The organism is Streptomyces sp. NBC_00075 (assembly GCF_045041225.1).
GTDB classification, from domain to species: domain Bacteria; phylum Actinomycetota; class Actinomycetes; order Streptomycetales; family Streptomycetaceae; genus Streptomyces; species Streptomyces adonidis.
Window position 1 is genome coordinate 10,819,779 of the sequence record NZ_CP108243.1, and the last position, 17,227, is coordinate 10,837,005.

The following is a 17,227-nucleotide window of genomic DNA, read 5'->3' on the forward strand; positions in this document are numbered from 1 at the left end:
GCGTCAAATACCCCTGGGGGTATTTGCCCGAGAGGTAACTCGCGGCTCGGCGTCGAGGCCCAGGCCGAGTCGCGGTCCTTGTGGCGCGGACCTGGGCAGCCGGAGTGTCAGCCGTGTTCCGCCGTTCGGTCCGGAGGCGGCGGTGACCGTGCCGCCGTGGGCGGTGACCAGTTCTTTGACGACGGCGAGGCCGATACCGCTGCCGTCCGTGGCGCGAGCGCGGGCTCCGCGCCACAGACGGTCGAAGACATGCGGCAGCTCGTCGGCGGGAATGCCGGGGCCGTTGTCCGCCACCTCCGCGAGCGCTTCGGAAGGCGTGGCGGAGGTGGTGACGGTGACGGTGTCGCCGGGACGGCAGTGGCGGGCGGCGTTGCTCAGCAGGTTGCCCAGGGCCTGATGCAGCCGGTCCGCGTCCGCGCGGACCAGCAGCGGAACAGGGCCCGGGGTGGCGCGTACGGTCAGTCCGGCGGTGCGCAGTTCGGGCTCTCGCTCGGCCGTGGCGGCCTCGGCCAGGGCGGTCAGATCCACCTCGGCCAGGTGCAGGGAGAGCCGGGCCGACTCCGCCTCGGCCAGCTCCCCGAGGTCGTCGACGATGCGGCCCAGCCGCAGAGCCTGGTCGTGCAGGGCGGCAAGGCGGTGCGGGGTCGGCTCGGTGCAGCCGTCGCGCAGTTCCTCCAGCCCCGCCCGCAAGGAGGCCAGGGGTGTGCGCAGTTCGTGGGCGACATCGGCGGCGAGGCGGTGGCGGGCCTGCTCGGTGTGGCCCATGTCGTCGGCCATGGCGTCGAACGCGTGGGCGAGGTCGCCCAGCTCGCCGGGTGCGTCGATCCGGGCCCGTGCGGTGCGGTCACCCGCGGCCAGCGCACGCGCGGTCGCGGCGATCCGGACGACCGGAGCCGTCAGGCGCCGGGTGACGAACCAGCTCATGCCCAGCGCCAGAGCCAGTGCCCCGACGGCGGCCACGACGACCCACCTCCAGGCGACGGACAGACCCGCCGATCCGGACCCGGCCGAGAAGACCAGCGACACGGAACCGACCGTGCGACCGTCGGCCACCACGGACGCGCTCGCGGAGGGCCCCGAGCCGGCACCCTGCCCGTGATGCCCGCGACCCGAACCGGGCATGCCGTGCTCGTCCTCGGTCCCGGAGCCCGTCCCGGAGCCACCGGAGACCGTCTCGTCGTCCGCGTCCCGCACCGTGAGCCCGGCCCCCGCACCGGAAGCGAGCGACCGGACCGCGGACAGGTCGGCCGACGTCCAGCCGCCCGCCGCCCGGTAGGCGTCGGCGGCAGCCGCGGCCACCCGGTCGGCGGCGCGCTGCCGGTCGGCCTGGTGGGCGCTGCTGAGCCCGCGGTCGGTTCCGATGAGCGCCGCGACCGTCAGCAGGGCCACGGACGCCAGCGCGACCACGGCGAACGCGGCGAACAGGCGTCGCCCGAGCGGGCCGAGCCCGCCGGACGGCCACACACCGGCGCGTGGCGGACGCGGCTCAGGGATCACGGGACCACCCCAGCCGGTAGCCCACGCCCAGTACCGTCTCCACGAGGTCGGGGCCGACGCCCCCGAGCTTGTGCCGCAGGTTCTTCACATGCGAGTCGATCGTCCGCTCGTATCCGGCGAACTCGTAGCCGCGTACCCGGTTGACCAGTTCGTAGCGCGAGTACACCCGGCCCGGCACCGAGGCGAGCGCGGTCAGCAGACCCCACTCGGTGGGTGTCAGCTCCAGTGGCATTCCGTCCAGGGCCGCCTCGTGCCGGGCCGCGTCGATCCGCAGCCGCCCCTCGCCGTACGACAGCACCGGCGCCGCGCCCGTCGCCGTACCCGTGGCCCGCTGCAGCACCGCACCCACCCGCAGTACCACCTCGGTGGGACTGAACGGCTTGGTCACGTAGTCGTCGGCGCCCAGCCGCAGTCCGTGGATGCGGTCCTCGACGGTGGTGCGCGCGGTCAGCACCACCACCGGTACCCGTCCGCTCTCGCGGGCCTCCCGCAGCACCTCGTCCCCGTCCACGTCGGGCAGCCCGAGATCGAGCAGCGCCAGATCGATGCCACGCTCACCCAGCAGCCGTACGGCCTCGGCTCCCGACCCGGTCGTCAGCACCCCGTACCCGGCGCGTTCCAGGTAACGGCGCAGCAGCTCGCGGATCTCCTTCTCGTCCTCGACGACGAGCACGGTGGAGGTCATGTCCCACACTTATGCGCCACACGCACGCTCTCGGGAGGGGCCGAACAGCCCCAACCCGTCGTCGGCCGTCTCCATCCCGTCTCCACACGCGGCGCACGGCGACTGCAGGGCCCGGCGCGACGGTGACGGTGCGGGAACGGAAGACGCTCCCGCGGAACCGAGGAGGTTCGCCATGAAGCGCGACATCAGGATCGCGACAGCGGTCACCGCGGGCGTGCTCGTCATCGGCGGGGTGCTGACCGGCGGCGCGGTGGCGGCGGGCACCGACAGCACCCCGACACCGGGACCCACCGTGCGGCAGCAGATGATGACGGGCCGTCAGCATCACGCCGAGCGGCACGGCGACGGCACGTACGACGTCCGCCGCGACGGGAGCTGCACCGGCTACACCGCCCTGGCCTCGCAAGGCACCCTGACGGTGGCCCAGAAGGCCACGCTGGTGGGCATGGCCGAGGAGGAGAAGCTCGCGCACGACCTCTACACAGCGTTCGCCGAAGGCCACGACGCGCGGGTCTTCGAGCGGATCGCGTCGGCGGAGGCCCGGCACCTGACCGCCGTGCGCACCCTGCTGGACCGCTACGACGTCACCGACCCGACCGCCGACAAGCCGACCGGCGAGTTCACCGACCCGGCGGTTCAGGCCACCTACGACCGGCTCCTGAAGCAGGGCGAGGACAGCCTGTCCGCAGCCCTGGCAGCGGGGCGCACGGTCGAGACCGACGACATCGCCGCGCTGACCGAGGCGGTGTCCGGACTCACCGCCCCGGACGCGCGCCAGGTGTACACCAACCTGCTCGCCGCCTCGGAGCGGCATCTGGCGGCGTTCGAGCACTGGCTCGCAGTCGAGCGGGCCGAGTGAGCAAGGCGGGGGTCCCGGCCGGTACGGGCCGGGACCCTTGAGCGTGGCCGTTCGCCATGACCACGGCGGGCGGCGTCGAGCAGCGCGCTCAGAGGTGTCGTCCGGCGCTGCGGACCAGAGGTTCTTCCCGTGCCGGTCATGCTGTCTCGTCCTACGGCAGCGTCATCGAGCGGTGTCCTGTGCCGGGAGTCGGGTCGGGCCTCCGGTGAGGGTGACATCGAGGCCGGTGTCGGTGACGTCCAGTGAGGTGGTTTTGGGGCCCAGGGGGTGGTCGACGCCTGCGCGGTCGGAGAGGCCGTCCTGGAATCGGTCGACGAGTCCGGCGGGTGCGGGGCTTCCGAGGATCTCGGCGTCTTCGAGGTGCAGGGTCGGACGGCCGTTCTGCAACTGGGGCCGCAGTGTGGCCTCACCAAGGCCCCCTTGGCCGAGGACGAGCGTGAGGGTGTCGGCCGCGTCGTGGAGGCGGACGGCCGAGACCGGGAGGCGCCCGCCGGAGCCGGCACCCTGGCCGGGAGTATCGTCCTGCTCACCACCGCCGTGGCGGCGATGGCCTTGGCGTTCACCGGGCTGTTCGCCTGGCGGATGATCCGTACGAACGCCGAGGCCCAGGAGCGCGACCAACTCCTTCGGCAGGCGGAGGTTCTGGCCCGCACCCCGCCCCTGGCCTCCCTGATGCTGGACCGGCAGCAGCGGATCGCCGGCCCCGGCGGCATCGAGCTCGCCCGCGTCCAGCCCTCCGGCGAGGTGGACGGACCGGCGGCGGTCGTCGGCACCGCCGGGCGCAAGACGCCTGCGCCGGGTCGCCCAGACCCACCAGGCAGGCGTCGAGGTCGCCCGCACCGCCTACCTCGGCAACGACCGGCCGGAGGGAGTCGGACGCGAGGAACTGCTGGCCCGCGCGCAGGCGGGCGACGTCGTCGTCCTGGACGTGCGTCCGGCCGAGGAGTACGCCGCCGGTCACATCCCGGCGCCCTCTCCATCCCGGTCGGGGAACTCGCCGACCGGATCGCCGAGTTGCCCGCCGACACCGACACCGACACCGACACCGACACCGACACCGACACCGACACCGACACCGACACCGACACCGACACCGAGGCCGTCGCCTACTGCCGCGGCGAGTACTGCGTCCTGGCCCACGACGCTGTACGGCTGCTCAACGCCCGCGGGCGGCGAGCCGTGCGGCTGTCCGACGGCATGCTGGAGTGGCGCCTGGCGGGCCTGGCGGACGGCCCGGTACATCTGGACCACAACGCCACCACCTCCTCCCCGTCGATCCCCGCGTGGCCGACGCCGTGCTGCCTCGCCTCGGGCATTGCTTCGGCGACCCCTCAGGCCGGTGGGCGGACCGGTTCACGCCGTCCCAGGGCGGCCACCGAGGTCCCTCCCGCCTCGTCGGGGGCAGGGAGCGGGGCCGGATACGCTGGCGGGATGATCGACAATCCTCCTCCCTGTCCGAAGTGCTCGTGCGAGTACACCTACGAGATGAACGCCCTGGTGGTGTGCCCGGAGTGCGCCCACGAATGGGACCCGGCCCAGAGCGACACCGGCACTGGCTCCGTCCCGGGTGAGCGGGTCATCAAGGACGCCGTCGGCAATGTGCTCCAGGACGGGGACACCGTGGTCGTCGTCAAGGCGCTCAAGGTCAAGGGCAGCCCTTCGGGGATCAAGGCCGGCACCAAGGTGCGGGGCATCCGGCTGGTCGACGGAGTCGACGGCCATGACATCGACTGCAAGATCGACGGGTTCGGGGCGATGCAGCTCAAGTCCGGCGTGGTCAAGAAGGGCTGAGTCTCCGGCCCCGCTCGCAGGGGCGGCCCGGCAGTAGCCGGATGCTGAATTGCAAAATTTCGCAATTGGCTAGATGCTGTGTTGGTTGTGTCCGCAGGTAGCTGCGGGCGCAGTCTTCACTTGCCCCGGGTGGGGCGCTGTCGGGGAAGCCGAGGGATCGTGTCCGTTCCGCTGTACCAGGCCAAGGCCGAGTTCTTCCGGATGCTGGGGCATCCCGTACGGATACGGGTGCTGGAGCTGCTGCAGGACGGGCCGCTGCCGGTACGGGAGCTGCTGGCCGCGATCGAGGTGGAGCCCTCCGGCCTGTCGCAGCAATTGGCCGTGCTGCGCCGTTCCGGGATCGTCACCTCGACGCGTGAAGGCTCGACGGTCGTCTACGAGCTGGCCGGCGGAGACGTCGCCGACCTGATGAGGGCCGCGCGCCGGATCCTGACGGAGATGCTGGCCGGGCAGGGCGAGCTGCTGGCCGAGCTGCGGCATGCCGAGGTCGCCACGCGATGAGGGGCTGGATCAACAAGGCGATGGCCCGGTTCACCGTGCTGCTGCCCGGCCGTGGCGATCTGACGGGGATGCGCCGCGACCCGCGCCGGGACCTGCTGGCCGGCCTCACGGTGGCGATCGTCGCGCTGCCGCTCGCGCTCGGCTTCGGCGTCTCCTCGGGGCTCGGTGCCGAGGCGGGGCTGGCGACCGCGGTCGTCGCCGGTGCGCTGGCCGCGGTGTTCGGCGGTTCGAATCTGCAGGTGTCCGGGCCTACGGGTGCGATGACGGTCGTGCTGGTGCCGATCGTCGCGGAGCACGGGCCGTCCGGGGTGCTCACGGTGGGGCTGGTCGCGGGCGTGATGCTCGTCGCGCTCGCCCTGCTCAGGGCCGGGAAGTACATGCGGTACGTGCCCGCACCCGTCGTCGAGGGCTTCACCCTCGGCATCGCCTGTGTGATCGGTCTCCAGCAGATCCCGAGCGCCCTCGGGGTGCCCAGGCCCGAGGGCGACCGCGTCCTCGTGGTGACCTGGCGTGCCCTGGAGGAGTTCGCGCGGCACCCGAACTGGACCGCCGTCGCCTTCGCCCTGGCGGTCGCCGCCGTGATGCTGACCGGTGCCCGCCTGCGGCCCACGATTCCCTTCTCCATCCTCGCGGTGATCGCGGCCACCGTCGTGGCCCAGGCGGCCGGCCTGGACGCGGCGAAGCCGATCGGTGAGCTGCCGTCCGGTCTGCCCGCTCCGTCCCTGGCCTTCCTCGACCCGGGCGCGCTCGGCTCGCTGCTCGCCCCGGCCGTGGCGGTGGCGGCGCTGGCCGCCCTTGAGTCCCTGCTGTCGGCCTCGGTGGCCGACGGCATGACGGTCGGCCAGCAGCACGACCCGGACCGTGAACTGTTCGGGCAGGGCCTCGCCAACATCGCCGCCCCGCTGTTCGGCGGTGTGCCCGCGACCGGCGCGATCGCCCGCACCGCGGTCAACGTCCGTACCGGCGCCGGGTCCCGGCTCGCCGCGCTCACCCACGCCGCGGTCCTCGCGGCGATCGTCTTCGCGGCGGCGCCCCTGGTCTCGAAGATCCCGCTGGCCGCGCTCGCGGGCGTGCTGCTGGCCACCGCGATCCGGATGGTCGAGGTCGGCTCGCTGCGCGCCATGGCCAGGGCCACCCGCTCCGACGCGCTGATCCTCGTCCTGACCGCCGTGGCAACCCTCGCGCTCGACCTGGTGTACGCCGTGATCATCGGCCTGGTCGTCGCGGGCGCACTGGCGCTGCGCGCGGTGGCCAAGCAGGCCCGCCTCGATCAGGTGCCCCTCGACCGCGGCGACCACAGCGCGGAGGAACACGCGCTGCTGGCCGAGCACATCGTCGCCTACCGTATCGACGGCCCGCTGTTCTTCGCCGCCGCCCACCGGTTCCTGATGGAGCTGGCCGAGGTCGCCGACGTCCGCGTGATCATTCTGCGTATGTCCCGGGTGACGACCATCGACGCCACCGGCGCCCTCGTCCTCAAGGACGCCGTCGAGAAGCTGGGCCGGCGCGGCATCGTCGTCATGACCTCCGGGATCCGCCTCGGCCAGCGGCAGGTGCTGGACTCGGTCGGCGCGCTGGAGCTGCTGCGCCTGGAGGGGCGTGAGTACGCCACCACCCCCGAGGCGATCCAGGGTGCCCGCGCCCACCTGGAGTGCGCCGGCGTGATATCGCCCACCTCCACCCGGAAGCCGCGGTCCGTCAGAGCGGAAACAACAGTGGAAACAGAGGAAACAGTCGGATGAGCACGCCGCCCGCATCGCTGCGCATGGTCGAGGTCTCGGGTGCCGAGGCCCTGTGGCTGCTGGAGGGCAGCGCACTGGGACGGTTGGTGTATCCGCAGCGGGACCTGACGGTCATCAGGCCCGGCCGGCACACCTGGGAGTACGGCCGTCTGGTGGTGCGCACGCCCGCCCCGGCTGCCGCTGTGCCCGTCACCGCGACGTACCACGTGGACGAGGTCCGCGCGGCGACCGCCACCGGCTGGACGGTCACCGTGGCCGGACGGGTCGACGTGATCACCGACCGCGATGAGGCCGCCCTCCCCCATTGCCTCAAGGGCATGGGAGGTGCCCCCAAAGAGCGCACCCTCGCCGGCTGGACCCACGGCCCGCACGACACCCTGCTGCGCCTGCACCCCAGGACGGTCACCGGCTTCCGCCTCGCCCGCGCGGAGGCGTGATGCGCACCCGGCTCGAAGCCCTGCCCCACCGGCACGTGCTCACGCTGCCCGCGCAGCCGTCCGCGGTCCGGACGGCCCGGGAGACCGCCGAGCAGACCCTGACCGGGTGGGGCATAAGCCTGCGTCACCCCGCGGTGGATCCGGCACTGCTGATCCTCAGTGAACTTGTCACCAACAGTGTCCGGCACGCCGTGGTGCTCTCGCCGGAGGTGACCGTCATCTACGCGGCGGGCGAGGACTGTCCGGCCTTCGCCGTGCACGACCGTCACCCGTACCAGCCGTCGTTGTTCGTGCCGGTCACCGATGCCGGAAGCGGCGGCCTGGCCACCGTCATGGAGCTCACCCTGGGCCTGAGCGGCACCGCGGTCGTCCGCAGCGACGCCGACGGTCAGGGCAAGAGCATCTGGATCACTCTCCCCCTCTGAGCCCGCCTCCTTCGAACCGACAGTCCGACCGCGCAAGGAAGTTGACGACGATGACCAGCGAGGGCACTGCCCGTCCTCGCCGACGGCGGTGGGCCGGCACTTGAGACGGCAGGCGGGGCACTTGAACCAGGCGACACCCGCGCCACGCAGCGGAATGATTCTCACGCAAGCCTCCCTCGCATCATGTGTGGAGTTGCTAATCGTGGCAATTGCCGAGGTCGTCACTATTGAATCCGGGCGGCTCGGCTCTCGTGTGCGGAATTCGGCGTGGGAGCTGCCGCAGGCGAGGATGGGCCTCATGTGTGTGACGAGTAGCAGGTGGATGCGATGCGCCGAGGACCGGCCGGTACGGCCGTACTGCTCCGCGGGGGAGGCGACGGCACGGTGAGTGCGCCGCTGTACCAACTGAAGGCCGAGTTCTTCAAGACGATCGGCCACCCGGCGCGCATCAGGGTCCTGGAACTGCTGAGCGAGCGCGAGCACGCGGTGGCGGAGATGCTGCCCGAGGTGGGCATCGAGCCCGCGCATCTGTCGCAGCAGCTCGCGGTGCTGCGGCGGGCGAACCTGGTGGTGACCCGTAAGGAGGGCTCGACCGTGTACTACTCGCTGACCAGTCCGCACATCGCCGAGCTGCTCCGGGTGGCCCGCACCATCCTGTCCGGCGTGCTGGCCGGGCAGGCCGAGCTCCTCGCCGATCTGCAGGCCGCCCAGACCCAGGCCGAACCGCCGTCGTGACGACGGCCCTCAAACGGCGGCCGTCTCCTCAGAGCTGAAGCGCTCTGTGTCGGTGGACGGCGGCCGCGTTCACCCCCGAGTGACGTAACTCCGGTCGCGGGTGGCCGAGCCTGCCCCGCCGCGCCCGGAGGACGAACAGCCTGCCGCGGCCGACGAGTTCGGCGGCTCGGTGCAGGTGCGGTGCGTGGACGCAGGGTTCTGCAACGGCTGTGAGAGCGAGATCGCCGCCGCCTTCAACCCGGTCTACGACGCCGAGCGCTACGGCGCCCGGCTGGTGGCCTCGCCCCGCCACGCGGACGTGGCGCTGGTGACCGGGCCGGTGACGCGGAACATGGCCGAGTCGCTGCGGCGTACGGTTGCCGCGATACCCGAGCCGCGGCTGGTGGCCGCGGTCGGCGACTGCGCGGTCGACTGCGGGGAGTTCGCGGGCGGGTACGGCGTCGAGGGCGCCGTCGGCGATGTCGTACCGGTGGATCTGGCGGTGCCCGGTTGCCCGCCGTGGCCGGAGGAGATCGTGGCGGCGCCGCGGAGGGTGACCGGGCGGTGAGCGTGATCCCGCCGCGCTTACGACGGCCGCCGCGCTCCGCGTGGCGGGCGCTGCGGCCGGGCTGGTCCTGCCGCAGCGGGTCCGCGGCTGGGCGCTGATCCGGGAGCTTCGCGACTGCGTCGCCACCGGCGCGGTCCTCGCGCCCCAGCCCGCTGCGGGGGCCGGCCCCCGCAGCGGTGTCGGCCTCGTCGAGGGCTGGCGCGGCACCATCGCGACCCGTGTCGAACTCGCCGCCGACGGCACCCTCGCGCGGGTCAAGCCGGTCGACCCGTCCTTCGTCAACTGGCCCGCGCTGCCGGTGGCCCTGAACGACACGATCGTTTCGGACTTCCCGCTGACCAGCAAGAGCTTCAATCTCTCCTGCGCGGGCAACGACCTGTGACCGGTCAGGATCCCGACTCGCCGCGCACCAGCCGGTAGCCGCTCACGATGTCGGCCCGGATGCGCACCACGCGGTCCATTTCCGTGTCGACCCAGGGCGTGAGCACCGTCAGGTAGCGGCCGAGCTCGGCGGGGTCCGACACGGCGCAGGCGGCGCCGGTGACGACCACGCTCCAGCCGGTCCGGGTGGCCGGGTCGAGGTCGTCGGCCTCGTAGGCCACCACCTCCGAGACCGCCGCACGGCCGAGCAACGCGGCCCCGGTGTGCGTACGGATGACGATGTCTCCGTTCGCCTCCACGAGATGGTTGACCGGACGGATCGCGGGCAGCGCCTGATGGGAGAACACCACCCGGCCCAGCGGAGCCCCGGCCAGCAGTATCAGTGCCTCGTCCCGGCCCAGCGCGACCGTGCGAACCCGCGGTGGCGTACCAGTCGTCATGACGACTCCTCCCCGGGTTCCGGCACACGCTCGGCGCCCTCCGGCCACAGCACCTGGACGTCCATGCCGTGGCTGTGGGCGTAGGCCACCAGGTGGGCAGTGGTGTCACCGCCGTTGGAAGAGGAGCCGTCCCAGACCGCCACCACGCGGGCGCACGCGCGCAGCAGCCGCTCGTCGGCGCGGACACAGGCATCCCGGTCCGCCGGGTCGTACTCCAGGAGCCGTACCTGCCGCGACAGCAGCAGCAACTCCCCGGCCGCCGGCCGGTCCCGCTCCCGCAGCAGCGCGGGCACCCGGTTGAGCGTGGGCAGCACGGTCACCAGCGCCAGCCCCGCCTGCCTCGCCGCCCGTCCGAACGCGACCGGCAGCCCCTGCCCCACCCGGACCAGCCCCGTCCCGCCCGCGTCGGCACACCGGGCCAGCCGTGCGCGCATTTCCTGCTCCAGCAGCGCCAGGGTGCAGGGCGCGAGATCGGCATGCCCCACAACAGCGATCACCCTCGGCGACCCCTTCTCCATTCATGCCAGTTACGGCAACATGCCAATTGAAGAAGCCTTCAAGCCGCCCCGACGAGTGGCCCGCGGGGCAGGGGGAGCGGACGGCCGCTCGGGGGAGGGACGGCCGCCCGCTGACTCTGCCGATGCACAGCCTCAGCGACGCTTCATCGGCTCCACAAGGGCTGTTCGGCCCCAAGACGGGGTCGGCCGGGCCTTGTCCAGGGATACCTCGAAACCTCGCCCCCGGCTACTTGTTCGCGTGCTCGCCCAGGTAGAAGAGCAGCCACACGAACCCGGCGAACAGATGGGTGCCGAAGATGTAGAAGCCTGCCCGGATCGCGACACCGCGCTCGATCCAGCTGTCCCGGTCCGTGTGTTCTTCTTCGCGGTGCTCGCTCTCCGGCCGGTCCGCGGTCCGATCTCCATCACTCACGGTGTCGTCTCCTGCTTCCCACAATTTCCACGTTCCGACAGTTCGGCGACGCTGCTGCTCCATGGCTGCTGTGGGCCTGCTCTGCGCCACGGCGAACGGAACGGGTGCCCGCGCCCGTCACCGCGCCGGCTCCGTGGCGCGCAGTTCCTCCAGCAGTTCTTGTTGGCCCACCAGCAGCACGGACAGGATCCGGCGCGCCGCGGCCAGCAACTCGGCCACGTCCCCGCCCGCCAGCTCGTACATCACGGTGGAGCCGGTGCGGGTGGCGGTGACGATCCCGGAGCGGCGCAGCACTGCCAGCTGCTGCGACAGGTTCGACGGCTCGACCTCGATCGCGGCCAGCAGGTCGCGCACCGGCTTCGGCCCGTCCTGCAACAGCTCCAGCACCCTTATCCGCACCGGATGCCCGAGCATCCGGAAGAACTCCGCCTTCGCCTCGTACAACGGAACCGGCATCCCGATCACTCCTCGTCCGCCCCCGCCACCTCGATGTCGAGCCCGTACCCGCGGGCCAGCCGCACCGCGTCGTCCAGCTCGTCCTGGGCCACCGCAACGGCATACGGGTCACCGGCCGCCACCGCGTCCGCCAGCCCGGCCCGGGCCGCCCGCACCCGCGCCAGCAGTGCCTCGACGGCTGTGCCCACCCGGACCTCCACACCCTGGATCATGTACTGACCAACGCAACTAGCGAATTGAAGAACTCTTCAATTGTAGAGGGTGTGAAGAGTCGACGTCGCGCCCTCACCCGATCGAGCCTCGAACGAGATCACCGAGCGGCCGTCGACACACCACCTCGGCGGACGCGACTCGCGGCGCCGTCGCGGTGGACGTCCTGCCGTTCCACAGGCTCGGCGTCGCGAAGTACGAGGCCTCGGCATCCCGTTCCCGCTGCGCGACAACCCGGTTCCTCCGCGGGAGCCGGTCGAGCGGGTGCGGGAGCGGTTCCGGGAGCGCGGCCTGAAGGCCTACTGAGCCGGGGTGAGGCGGTCGATCAGGTGACGGGCCACACCGGTCAGGGCCTGTAGGCGGAAGTGTGCCTCGTCGGTGTGCGAGGTGCCCGGACGCGGTCCGTTGGTGTGGGTGATCGGCCACACGCCGCGCACGAAGGAGCCGCCGCCGTTCTCGGGCAGCAGGCCCTGGTCGACGAGGTACCGGACGGCCGTTCCTCCCGCCCCCTGCTTCGTGGTGGTGAATCCGTGACCTGTGGCCACATGCACGGCGACAGCCCCGAACATCTCCCTCGACCGGCCGTTCGCCGCCTCGAAGCGCTGCTCCACCAGGTTGTCCACGGCCCAGCGGCAGCCGTTCCTGGCGACCTTCGTCCCGAGCCGCTCGAAGTCGTGCTCCAGGGCTGTGATTTCGCCAGTGAGCGGCGCACGCGGCTCGGCCGGAGGCAACAGCCGGACGCCGACCGGATTCGTTTCCGGTACGCCCCGCCTGGCCTCGGAAGCCTCATACGGCGCGACGAGACAGAAGCCGTCTGCACGGACTGCCTCCCGCAGTGCCTCACGTGCCGTCGGATCGGCCTCGGCCGCCCGACGGTGGGCGTTCCGCACTGTGCCCGATCACGGGTGACGAAAGCAGTCCGGCCCGATCAACCTGCCGGGTCCGCGCCCCAACGGTCCCCGGAGTCAGGGCCGTTCAGCCCAGGTGCGACAGACCTTCGGCATCAGGCAGGCGCCGCCGCACGAGACGAGAGTGAGGAGCGTCAGACATCGATCGAACTCTCTCCCACCCTCACAGAAGGGATCACCGCCATGGCCGTGCACGAGCACCCTCACCGGAGTTCGGGCTTCCACCTGCCGTCCTTCCGCAGGAACCGGAACGCCTCCACCTCCGAGTCCGCCGTGTCGGCACTCAGCGACACGCACACCGCGCGGGCGTACGTCCTCGCGTCCCTGCGCCTGCTCACCGGGTTCGTCTTCCTGTGGGCCTTCCTCGACAAGACCTTCGGCCTCGGCTACGCCACCTCCTCCGGCAAGGGCTGGATCGACGGCGGCTCGCCCACCAAGGGCTTCCTCAGCGGAGTGGCCGCCGGGCCGATGGAGTCCACCTTCCACGACTGGGCCGGGGCCGCCTGGGCCGACTGGCTGTTCATGCTCGGCCTGCTCGGGATCGGCGTCGCGCTGATCGCCGGTGTGGCGCTGCGGTTCGCGGCCCTCGCGGGCACCTTGATGATGGCGCTGATGTGGGTCGCCGAGTGGCCGCCCGCCCAGCACCTCTCCGACGGCTCGCCGAGCATGTCGACGAACCCGTTCGCCGAGTACCACGTCGTCTACGCCGTCGTCCTGATCGCCCTGGCCGCCACTGCCGCCGGGGACACCCTCGGCCTCGGCCGACTGTGGGCCAAGCTCCCGCTCGTCCGCCGCAGCCCCTGGCTGCGCTGACCCGCGGGAGGCGCGGCGGACCGGGCCGGTGGGTCCGCCGCACCGCGACACCGGCCCATGGGGCCGGTCGGCCCTTGGCAGGGACCTGCGGCCCCTGCCAAGGGCCTCGTCCTGAGACGAGGCTCGTATCGGAGCCCCCGAATCAAAAGGTGGAGATCATGACCCGCACCGTCACCGTCGGCCTCGACGGTTCGAACGAGAGCCTGGCAGCCGCGGAATGGGCGGCCCGCGAGGCCGGACTGCTGGGCCTGCCGCTGAAGCTGGTGCATGTGTGGGAGCCGGTTCCGGCTCCCATCGCGCAGGCGCCGCTGCTCGGAGCCGAGACGCAACAGCACTGGACCGAGCGGATTCCGCGTGAGGCGGCCCAGGGCATCCGGCTGCGGCACCCCGGCCTCGACGTCACCACCGAGCAGTTGTCCGGCCAGCCCGCCGACGTCCTGGCGGACGCGGCGAAGGACGCCGAACTGCTGGTGCTGGGCTCGCGTGGAATGAGCGGCATCGGCGGCTTCATGGTCGGCTCGGTCGGCCTGTCGACCGTGGCACACGCCGAGCGGCCGGTCGTCCTGGTCCGGGCCGGGGAGCAGGCCGCCGACGAGCACGAGATGGACCCGGCCGGCATCCCGTCCGCCGCGACCGCGTTCCGGCCCGTCGTCCTCGGTCTCGACATCGGGAGCCCGGACGAGGACCTGATCGAGTTCGCCTTCGCGGCAGCGGCCCGCCGCGGTACCTCCCTGCGCGTCGTGCACGGCTGGAACCCGCCCCCGTACTACGCCTACGGCCTCTCCGTCGACCTCGAACTCCACGGCGCCCTCGCCCGCCGCGAGGCCGTCGCCCTGGCCGAGTTCCTGCACCCGTGGCGGGAGAAGCACCCCGACGTCGAGGTCACCGAGGAGTCCCTCTACGGCACCCCCGGCAACCACCTCGTCGACGCCTCCCGGGAGGCCTCCCTGGTCGTCGTGGGCCGTCGGATCCGCCGCAACGCGTTCGGCACCCACATCGGCCCGGTCGCCCACGCCGTCCTGCACCACTCCGCCGCCCCCGTCGCCGTCGTCCCGCACGACTGACGTCCCGCCCCCCCCAAGACCCCCAGAAACCCGAGGAGAAGAGACCCATGAAGGCAGCGGTCGTACGAGCGTTCGGTGAGCCCCTGGTCATCGAGGAGCGCCCCGACCCGGAGCCCGGCCCCGGCCAGGTCCGGGTCCGTGTGGAGGCCTCCGGGCTGTGCCACACCGACATCCACGCCGCCCACGGCGACTGGCCCGTCAAGCCGACCCCGCCCTTCGTGCCCGGCCACGAGGGTGTCGGCCTGGTCGAGAAGCTCGGCGAGGGCGTCACCCACCTGGCCGTCGGGCAGCGGGTGGCCGTGCCCTGGCTGGGCAGGGCGTGCGGGCGGTGCGAGCACTGCCTGTCCGGCTGGGAGACCCTCTGCGAGCAACAGGTCAACACCGGCTACGGCTGCGACGGCGGGTACGCCGAGAAGATGCTCGCCTGGGCCGACTTCGCGCAACCCGTGCCGGACGGGGTCAGCGCCGTCGACGCCGCCCCGCTGACCTGCGCGGGCGTCACGACGTACAAGGCCCTGAAGGTAGCCGAGGTGAAGCCCGCACAGCTCGTGGCGATCTCCGGCGTCGGCGGGCTCGGGCACCTGGCCGTGCAGTACGCGAAGATCGCCGGGGCGACCGTGGCGGCCATCGACGTCACCGACGAGAAGCTCGAACTCGCCGCCGAACTCGGCGCCGACATCCTCATCGACGCCCGCAAGGACGACGTCGGCGCGGTCCTCAAGCGGCACGGCGGCGCGCACGCCGCGATCGCGCTCGCCGTCAACGACGCCGCGTTCGAGGCGGTCAACGCCGGGCTGCGGCGCGGCGGCAAGCTGGTCATGGTGGCCCTGCCCGCGCACGGCACGGTCCGCGTGCCGATCTTCGACACCGTCCTGAACGGCACCTCCGTCATCGGTTCGATCGTCGGCACCCGTCAGGATCTCGCCGAGGTCTTCCAGCTGCACGCGGCCGGCCGGACCCGGGTCATCAGCGAGACCCGCCCGCTGGCCTCCGTCAACGAGTCGATCGACGAGGTGCTGCGCGGTGAGGTCAAGGCCCGGATCGTCTTCGACCTGGGCGCGGGGCGGTGACGGCGATGACGACGGACCTGCCGATCGTCGTCGGCGTCGACGGCTCCGAGCCCGCTCTGCGGGCCGTGGACTGGGCGGTGGACGAGGCCGCCCGGCGCGGGGCGCCGCTGCGACTGGTGTACGCCTCGCTGTGGGAGCGGTACGAGGGCGCCCACCTCGCCGAGGACCTGGGCAAGCCGTCCGAGCAGGTACGGGCCGAGGACGTCGTGGCGACCGCCGCCCGGCGCGCCACGAGCCGACGGCCCGAGGTGAAGGTCTCCACCGACGTACGGGCCGAGGAACCCGAGTACGCGCTGGTACGGGAGAGCCGCAGCGCCTCCCTCCTGGTGACCGGCTCCCGCGGCCGCAGCGGCATCGCCGAGGCGCTGCTGGGCTCCGTGAGCCTCACCGTGGCCGGGCACTCCCACTGCCCCGTGGTCGTCGTGCGCGGCAGCCACGACAACCAGGCCCTGCCCGCGACCCACAACCGTGTGGTCGTCGGCGTGGGCGAGCAGCCGGTGGCCTCGGCGGCGGTGCGCTTCGCCGCCGAGGAGGCGCGGCGGCGCGGGGCCGAACTGGAGGCCGTACGGGCCTGGCGGTGCCCCGCGCACGAGACCACCGACCATCCGTTGCTCGCGGGGGAACCCGCCCGGCTGCACGAGCAGCAGGCGGTGGAGGCTCTGGAGAAGGCGCTTCAGGACGTCCCGGCCGGGGTCGCGGTGCGCCCCCGTACGGTCGAGGGCCACACCCGGACCGTCCTGGTGGACGCCTCGCGCGACGCCGACCTCCTGGTCCTCGGGGCCCGCCGCCGGCAGCGGCACTTCGGGCTCCAGCTGGGCCGGGTCGCCCACGGCGTGCTGCACCACTCCGCCTGCCCGGTCGTCATCGTGCCCGAGGAGGTGTGAGAGATGACCGGCTGCTCAGAGGCTCGCCGCGTGGTCGGGGACGTAGGTCTGCAGATCGCGCGGCGGGCGCAGGTAGCCGGTCGACGGCGGCCGTTCCGGCAGCTTCAGCACCGGCGGCGGCACCTCGTGGTAGGGCACGGACGACAGCAGGTGGGCGATCATGTTGAGGCGCGCCTTGCGTTTGTCGTCGCTCTCGACGACGTACCAGGGCGCCTCGGAGATGTCGGTGTGCACCAGCATCTCGTCCTTGGCCCGGGAGTACGCCTCCCAGCGGGTGATCGACTCCAGGTCCATCGGCGAGAGCTTCCAGCGCCGCAGCGGGTCCTCCATCCGGCGCCGGAAGCGCTCCTGCTGCTCGGTGTCGCTCACCGAGAACCAGTACTTGCGCAGCAGGACCCCGGCCTCGACCAGCATGCGTTCGAAGATCGGACACTGACGGAGGAACAGCTGATGCTCCTCCTTCGTGCAGAAGCCCATCACGTGCTCGACGCCGGCCCGGTTGTACCAGGACCGGTCGAACAGCACGATCTCCCCGGCCGCCGGCAACTGCTCGACGTACCGCTGGAAGTACCACTGGGTGCGCTCGCGCTCGGTCGGCTTCGGCAGCGCCGCGATCCGGGCCACACGCGGGTTGAGGTGCTCGGCGACCCGCTTGATCGTCCCGCCCTTGCCCGCCGCGTCCCGCCCCTCGAACACCACCACCAGCCGGGTGCCGGTCGCCCGCACCCACTCCTGCAACTTCACCAACTCCGTTTGCAGGCGCAGCAGTTCCTTCTCGTACGAGTCGCGCGGCAGTCGTGCCGCCTTCTTGCCGGCCATGCCGCCTCCACCGCCCGATGACCCCTACGTCGA

Annotated in this window: 23 protein-coding genes and 2 pseudogenes; 15 read left to right on the forward strand and 10 right to left on the reverse strand. The window is 72.3% G+C overall.

Annotated features, from left to right (window positions below):
* Positions 1-3 precede the first annotated feature (3 nt).
* Together OG787_RS47405 and OG787_RS47410 are read right to left on the reverse strand one after the other, a co-directional pair.
* Positions 4-1,497 (reverse strand): ATP-binding protein, encoded by a 1,494-nt coding sequence (locus OG787_RS47405; RefSeq protein WP_405539710.1) that lies wholly within the window; start codon positions 1,495-1,497, stop codon positions 4-6.
* Positions 1,487-2,182, reverse strand: a complete 696-nt coding sequence (locus OG787_RS47410; protein ID WP_405539711.1) for a response regulator transcription factor — start codon at positions 2,180-2,182, stop codon at positions 1,487-1,489. Before OG787_RS47410 ends, OG787_RS47405 begins: the two co-directional genes overlap by 11 nt.
* A 172-nt stretch (positions 2,183-2,354) precedes the next feature.
* Between OG787_RS47410 and OG787_RS47415 the strand changes: the two genes are divergently transcribed.
* Positions 2,355-3,041 (forward strand): DUF2202 domain-containing protein, encoded by a 687-nt coding sequence (locus OG787_RS47415; RefSeq protein ID WP_405539712.1) that lies wholly within the window; start codon positions 2,355-2,357, stop codon positions 3,039-3,041.
* A 162-nt stretch (positions 3,042-3,203) separates the two neighbouring features.
* Here OG787_RS47415 and OG787_RS47420 read toward each other — a convergent pair whose 3' ends face one another.
* Complete coding sequence (locus OG787_RS47420) at positions 3,204-3,881, reverse strand: hypothetical protein (RefSeq protein ID WP_405539713.1); 678 nt, start codon at positions 3,879-3,881, stop codon at positions 3,204-3,206.
* Here OG787_RS47420 and OG787_RS47425 point away from each other — a divergent pair.
* The 9 genes and pseudogenes from OG787_RS47425 to OG787_RS47465 all read left to right on the forward strand — a co-directional run.
* A pseudogene (locus tag OG787_RS47425) lies at positions 3,832-4,265 on the forward strand (rhodanese-like domain-containing protein); the annotation flags it as partial. The gene OG787_RS47420 and the pseudogene OG787_RS47425 sit on opposite strands and share 50 nt — an antisense overlap.
* Positions 4,266-4,472: 207 nt before the next feature.
* Entirely contained in the window at positions 4,473-4,832 is a 360-nt protein-coding gene (locus tag OG787_RS47430) for a zinc ribbon domain-containing protein YjdM (RefSeq protein WP_369029800.1), read from the forward strand.
* Positions 4,833-4,991: 159 nt separating this feature from the next.
* Positions 4,992-5,333: an ArsR/SmtB family transcription factor gene (locus tag OG787_RS47435; protein WP_369029799.1), complete on the forward strand. Its 342-nt coding sequence runs from the start codon at positions 4,992-4,994 to the stop codon at positions 5,331-5,333.
* The gene (locus OG787_RS47440) at positions 5,330-7,075 is read left to right on the forward strand and encodes a SulP family inorganic anion transporter (RefSeq protein ID WP_405539714.1); all 1,746 of its coding nucleotides are present in this window, start codon (positions 5,330-5,332) and stop codon (positions 7,073-7,075) included. Before OG787_RS47435 ends, OG787_RS47440 begins: the two co-directional genes overlap by 4 nt.
* Positions 7,072-7,512: a pyridoxamine 5'-phosphate oxidase family protein gene (locus OG787_RS47445; RefSeq protein ID WP_369029798.1), complete on the forward strand. Its 441-nt coding sequence runs from the start codon at positions 7,072-7,074 to the stop codon at positions 7,510-7,512. The genes OG787_RS47440 and OG787_RS47445 overlap by 4 nt, the downstream gene beginning before the upstream one ends.
* Positions 7,512-7,937, forward strand: a complete 426-nt coding sequence (locus OG787_RS47450) for an ATP-binding protein (protein ID WP_405539715.1) — start codon at positions 7,512-7,514, stop codon at positions 7,935-7,937. Before OG787_RS47445 ends, OG787_RS47450 begins: the two co-directional genes overlap by 1 nt.
* Before the next feature lie 384 nt (positions 7,938-8,321).
* Positions 8,322-8,672, forward strand: coding sequence for an ArsR/SmtB family transcription factor (locus tag OG787_RS47455; RefSeq protein WP_369029883.1), 351 nt, complete (start codon positions 8,322-8,324; stop codon positions 8,670-8,672).
* Positions 8,673-8,772: 100 nt separating this feature from the next.
* Positions 8,773-9,219: an NADH-quinone oxidoreductase subunit B family protein gene (locus OG787_RS47460; RefSeq protein WP_405539716.1), complete on the forward strand. Its 447-nt coding sequence runs from the start codon at positions 8,773-8,775 to the stop codon at positions 9,217-9,219.
* Between the two features lie 40 nt (positions 9,220-9,259).
* Entirely contained in the window at positions 9,260-9,601 is a 342-nt protein-coding gene (locus OG787_RS47465; protein WP_369029795.1) for a hypothetical protein, read from the forward strand.
* Between the two features lie 4 nt (positions 9,602-9,605).
* Here the strand turns inward: OG787_RS47465 and OG787_RS47470 are convergent, their stop codons facing one another.
* The 5 genes from OG787_RS47470 to OG787_RS47490 all read right to left on the reverse strand — a co-directional run bounded on the left by OG787_RS47470 (position 9,606) and on the right by OG787_RS47490 (position 11,638).
* Positions 9,606-10,040, reverse strand: a complete 435-nt coding sequence (locus tag OG787_RS47470) for a pyridoxamine 5'-phosphate oxidase family protein (RefSeq protein WP_405539717.1) — start codon at positions 10,038-10,040, stop codon at positions 9,606-9,608.
* Positions 10,037-10,558, reverse strand: coding sequence for a hypothetical protein (locus OG787_RS47475; protein ID WP_405539719.1), 522 nt, complete (start codon positions 10,556-10,558; stop codon positions 10,037-10,039). The genes OG787_RS47470 and OG787_RS47475 overlap by 4 nt, the downstream gene beginning before the upstream one ends.
* Positions 10,559-10,784: 226 nt before the next feature.
* On the reverse strand, positions 10,785-10,970 hold the full coding sequence (locus tag OG787_RS47480; protein ID WP_369029792.1) for a DUF6126 family protein: 186 nt from the start codon (positions 10,968-10,970) through the stop codon (positions 10,785-10,787).
* Between the two features lie 117 nt (positions 10,971-11,087).
* Positions 11,088-11,426, reverse strand: coding sequence for an ArsR/SmtB family transcription factor (locus OG787_RS47485; protein WP_369029791.1), 339 nt, complete (start codon positions 11,424-11,426; stop codon positions 11,088-11,090).
* A gap of 5 nt (positions 11,427-11,431) precedes the next feature.
* On the reverse strand, positions 11,432-11,638 hold the full coding sequence (locus OG787_RS47490; protein ID WP_369029790.1) for a hypothetical protein: 207 nt from the start codon (positions 11,636-11,638) through the stop codon (positions 11,432-11,434).
* A 155-nt stretch (positions 11,639-11,793) separates the two neighbouring features.
* On the opposite strand from OG787_RS47490, the pseudogene OG787_RS47495 reads away from it, so the two are divergent.
* Positions 11,794-11,942: pseudogene (locus OG787_RS47495) on the forward strand (pyruvate formate-lyase 1-activating enzyme); the annotation flags it as partial.
* On the opposite strand, the gene OG787_RS47500 reads toward OG787_RS47495, so the two are convergent.
* Positions 11,936-12,526, reverse strand: coding sequence for a hypothetical protein (locus OG787_RS47500; RefSeq protein ID WP_405539721.1), 591 nt, complete (start codon positions 12,524-12,526; stop codon positions 11,936-11,938). The pseudogene OG787_RS47495 and the gene OG787_RS47500 sit on opposite strands and share 7 nt — an antisense overlap.
* Positions 12,527-12,727: 201 nt before the next feature.
* On the opposite strand from OG787_RS47500, the gene OG787_RS47505 reads away from it, so the two are divergent.
* The 4 genes from OG787_RS47505 (at position 12,728) to OG787_RS47520 (ending at position 16,375) form a co-directional block, all read left to right on the forward strand.
* Positions 12,728-13,357: a DoxX family protein gene (locus OG787_RS47505; RefSeq protein ID WP_369029788.1), complete on the forward strand. Its 630-nt coding sequence runs from the start codon at positions 12,728-12,730 to the stop codon at positions 13,355-13,357.
* A gap of 158 nt (positions 13,358-13,515) precedes the next feature.
* The gene (locus tag OG787_RS47510; RefSeq protein ID WP_405539722.1) at positions 13,516-14,421 is read left to right on the forward strand and encodes a universal stress protein; all 906 of its coding nucleotides are present in this window, start codon (positions 13,516-13,518) and stop codon (positions 14,419-14,421) included.
* 47 nt (positions 14,422-14,468) lie between these two features.
* Complete coding sequence (gene adhP / locus OG787_RS47515; RefSeq protein ID WP_369029786.1) at positions 14,469-15,491, forward strand: alcohol dehydrogenase AdhP; 1,023 nt, start codon at positions 14,469-14,471, stop codon at positions 15,489-15,491.
* A gap of 5 nt (positions 15,492-15,496) precedes the next feature.
* The gene (locus tag OG787_RS47520; RefSeq protein ID WP_369029785.1) at positions 15,497-16,375 is read left to right on the forward strand and encodes a universal stress protein; all 879 of its coding nucleotides are present in this window, start codon (positions 15,497-15,499) and stop codon (positions 16,373-16,375) included.
* A gap of 15 nt (positions 16,376-16,390) precedes the next feature.
* Here the strand turns inward: OG787_RS47520 and ppk2 are convergent, their stop codons facing one another.
* Complete coding sequence (ppk2, locus tag OG787_RS47525) at positions 16,391-17,194, reverse strand: polyphosphate kinase 2 (protein WP_369029784.1); 804 nt, start codon at positions 17,192-17,194, stop codon at positions 16,391-16,393.
* Positions 17,195-17,227 lie beyond the last annotated feature (33 nt).